The sequence below is a fragment of the Falsiroseomonas oryzae genome, from assembly GCF_027856955.1.
Classification (GTDB): domain Bacteria; phylum Pseudomonadota; class Alphaproteobacteria; order Acetobacterales; family Acetobacteraceae; genus Falsiroseomonas; species Falsiroseomonas oryzae.
Window position 1 is genome coordinate 1 of sequence record NZ_JAPSMD010000531.1, and the last position, 3,183, is coordinate 3,183.

The 3,183-nt window shown below is 73.9% G+C and carries 4 protein-coding genes; 1 reads left to right on the forward strand and 3 read right to left on the reverse strand.

The features are described from left to right. From OZN99_RS28310 to OZN99_RS28320, 3 genes are all read right to left on the reverse strand, one after another. The coding region (locus OZN99_RS28310; RefSeq protein ID WP_270938563.1) for an aspartate/glutamate racemase family protein at window positions 1-657 on the reverse strand (657 nt) is incomplete at its 3' end. Beyond that, on the reverse strand, window positions 657-1,583 hold the full coding sequence (locus OZN99_RS28315) for a polysaccharide deacetylase family protein (RefSeq protein ID WP_270938564.1): 927 nt from the start codon (window positions 1,581-1,583) through the stop codon (window positions 657-659). The genes OZN99_RS28315 and OZN99_RS28310, both read right to left, overlap by 1 nt. Further along, entirely contained in the window at window positions 1,583-1,939 is a 357-nt protein-coding gene (locus OZN99_RS28320; RefSeq protein WP_270938565.1) for a hydroxyisourate hydrolase, read from the reverse strand. Before OZN99_RS28320 ends, OZN99_RS28315 begins: the two co-directional genes overlap by 1 nt. Before the next feature lie 108 nt (window positions 1,940-2,047). On the opposite strand from OZN99_RS28320, the gene OZN99_RS28325 reads away from it, so the two are divergent. Next, window positions 2,048-3,025, forward strand: coding sequence for a Bug family tripartite tricarboxylate transporter substrate binding protein (locus OZN99_RS28325; protein ID WP_270938566.1), 978 nt, complete (start codon window positions 2,048-2,050; stop codon window positions 3,023-3,025). Window positions 3,026-3,183 lie beyond the last annotated feature (158 nt).

Consider the following 3,183-nt stretch of genomic DNA (forward strand, 5'->3'; position numbering starts at 1 on the left):
GCCGGGCGGCGCGAGGCCCACCATCGCCTCGGCCAGACGCACCGCCGCGGCGGTGCCGTCCACCAGCGGCACGGCCACGCGTGGCGCCAGCACGGGGGCCAGGCCGGCCAGCGGCCCACCGGCCAGGATGATCACCTCCGCGCCGTCCTGCTCCACGGATTGGCGGCAGAGATCGACGATCAGGTCGGCCCGCTCCTCCGCCACGCGGCCGGGATCGCCGGCGAAGGGCGGGCCCATTCGGAAGCCGGCGCAGCGTGCGCCCAGCCCGTGATGCGCCAGGCACTCCTCGAACATCGGGCGCAGCGCCGCGGTGAAGCTCACCACGCCGAAGCGACGGCCGAGCATCGCCGCGGCGTGGAACGCGGCCTCGCTGATGCCGAGGACGGGGACGTCGAGCAATTCCTTCGCGGCATCCAGCCCCGGATCGCCGAAGCAGGCGATCACCGCCGCGTCGTAGCTGCCGCGCTGGGCCGCGAGCGCCGCCAGCGTCGCCGGGCCGGCGACCAGCCAGTCGGCGCGCGTCACGATCAGCGGCAGGCCGAAGGGGGCGGTGACGGCCTCCACCTCCGTGCCCGGCGATGCGGCGGCGCGCGCGGCGGCGGCGATGCGGTCGGTGACGCTGTCCGTCGTGTTGCTGTTGACGACGAGGATGCGCATCAGCCTGTCTCCTGCGCCAGCCAGTGCGCGGCGATGTCACGGCGGCGTGCCACCCAGATGCCCGGTGTGCGCGCGACATGCTCCAGCACCGCTTCCAGCCCGCGCATCCGCGCCGGGCGGCCGATGATGCGCAGATGCAGGCCGATGGAGAGCATCTTCGGCGCCGTCCTGCCTTCCCTCAGCAGCCAGTCGATCGCCGAGACGCAGTAGCGCGCGAAGTCCTCCGGCTGTACGAAGCCGCCGCCCGGCGCGAAGCGCATGTCGTTGGTGTCGAAGGCATAGGGCAGGATCACGTGCCGCCCGCCATCGGGCCGCGCGACGCTGCGCGGGACGTCGTCGTCGTAGCAGTCGGAATCGTAGAGGAAGCCGCCCTCCTCCAGCAGCAGGCGCCGCGTGTTCACGCTGCCGGCGCTGCGCGTGTGCCAGCCCACAGGGCGCGTGCCCGCGGCCTGCGCGATGGCCTGCACCGTGGCAGCGATCACGGCGCGCTCGGTCGCCTCCTCCATGCCGGCATGCCGTTCCCAGCGCCAGCCATGCGCCGAGACCTCGTGGCCACGCGCGGCGGGCGCTGCGGCCAGCGCCGGCGTCGCGGCGACGGCGCGGCCGCAGGCGGAGAAGGTGGCCTTCGTGCCGAAGGCATCGAACAGGTCCAGGATCCGCCAGATCCCGACGCGGGAGCCATAGGCGAAGTGGCTCTCCATGCAGGGGTCGGGGTGGCCCTCCACCTCCTCGCGCGCCTCGTAGGTGCTCTCGTTCCGCTCGTCGCCGCTGCTGCGCGAGAGCTCCGCGCCTTCCTCGACGTTCACCACGAAGGAGAGCGCGAGCCGCGCGCCCTCCGGCCAGGCGAAGCGCGGCGGGTTGGGGCCATGCCCGGCCAGGTCGCGCGGGGCGGGCGGCATTCCGCCCGGCAGGCCCGGCGGCAGCATCACGCGCCCCGGTACAGCGAATAGCCGAAGGGCGTGAACTTGATGGGCAGGTGATAGTGCTGCGCTACGTCGAAGACGCGGAAGCGGAAGGGCACGATGTCGAGGAAGGGCGGCGCCTCGCTGCCCGTGGCGCGCAGCCAGGCGCCGATCTCGAGCAGCACCTCGTGCTCCCCCGCCTGCACGCCCGCGCCCTGCGCCACGGGATGGTCCAGCGCGCCGGTCGGGCCGATGTGGCCCTGCGCGACGAGGACGCGGCCGCCATCCGGCGCGATGCGCTCGATGCGCACCGACAGCCCCTCCGCCACGCGGCCGCGCGCCACGTCCACCGCATGCACTGAGATGCCGCCCGCCGTCATTCTCGCTCGTCCGCGCCTGGCGCCATCCTGCCGCGCCGGGCCGCCTGCGGCCAGATGACAGCGGCACAAGCCTTGCCCCGGAGCGTCCGACATTGAAGGATGATGCCTATGCGCCGCCGCCACTTGCCGCTTCTCGCGGCAGCCACCGCCTTCACCTTCGGCAGGCCCGCCCTGGCCCAGGAGTCCTGGCCGACGCGGCCGGTCCGCATCGTCGTGACCTTCCCGCCGGGCGGCTCCTCCGACATCGTGGCCCGCGTGCTGGCAGAAGTCCTGGCGCAGCGCCTGCCGCAGCGCCTGCTGGTGGACAACCGCCCGGGCGCCGGCGGCACGCTGGCCGCGGCGCATGTCGCGACGCAGCCGCCTGACGGCTACACGCTGATGCTCTCCAACACCGCGCCGATCGTCACCTCGCCGCCGATCTATCCGCAGTCCGGCTACGATCCCGTGGCGAGCTTCACGCACGTCGCCTATCTCGGCGCGACGCCGCTGGTGATCATGGTGAACCCGCGCCTGGTGCCGGCCACCGACCTCGCCGGTCTGGTCGCCTGGATCAAGGCGCAGCGCTCGCCGCCGGCCTATGGCAGTTCCGGCGCGGGCTCGGTCCACCACATCTTCGGCGAGGCGCTGATGGCGCGCACCGGCGCGCAGCTGACGCATGTCCCCTATCGCGGCAGCTCGCCCATGCTGGCGGACCTGCTGGGCGGCGCGATCCCGCTGGCTTTCGACACGCTGCCGCAGAACGTGGACAACATCCGTTCCGGCCGGCTGCGCGCCATCGCCGTGACCTCGCCGATCCGCCAGCCCATGGCGCCGGAACTGCCGACCACGGCCGATGCCGGCTTCCCCGGGCTGGTGGCGGAGAACTGGCTCGGACTGAGCGCGCCGGCCGGGCTGCCAGCACCGATCGTCGCGAAGCTGCATGCCGAGGTCACGGCCGCGCTCACCCTGCCGCTGGTGCAACAGCGCTGGAACGAGCTCGGCATCGCGGTGCGCCCGATGACCCCGGCGGAGTTCACGGCCTTCGTCGCGGAGGAGGTGCGCACGGTCGGCGGCGCGGTGCGCGCGCTCGGCATCACTGCGCAGTGACGACGCCGGCGAGGGTTGTCACGGTCTTTTTCGGCCGTCCCGGCGCGGGCGGCTTCAACCGCGCGGGCGTCACCGGCTTGGCGCGCGCCGCCGCCACGCACAGCCTGGCGGCCGAGACCGTGTGGGAACCCGACCCGGCGCGGCGCGCCGCGACGCTC

Bases quoted from the DNA above. Each gene is read 5' to 3' on its own strand.
- OZN99_RS28315 (WP_270938564.1), bottom strand. From the start codon at position 1,583: ATGCTGCCGCCGGGCCTGCCGGGCGGAATGCCGCCCGCCCCGCGCGAC.
- OZN99_RS28320 (WP_270938565.1), bottom strand. From the start codon at position 1,939: ATGACGGCGGGCGGCATCTCAGTGCATGCGGTGGACGTGGCGCGCGGC.
- OZN99_RS28325 (WP_270938566.1), top strand. From the start codon at position 2,048: ATGCGCCGCCGCCACTTGCCGCTTCTCGCGGCAGCCACCGCCTTCACC.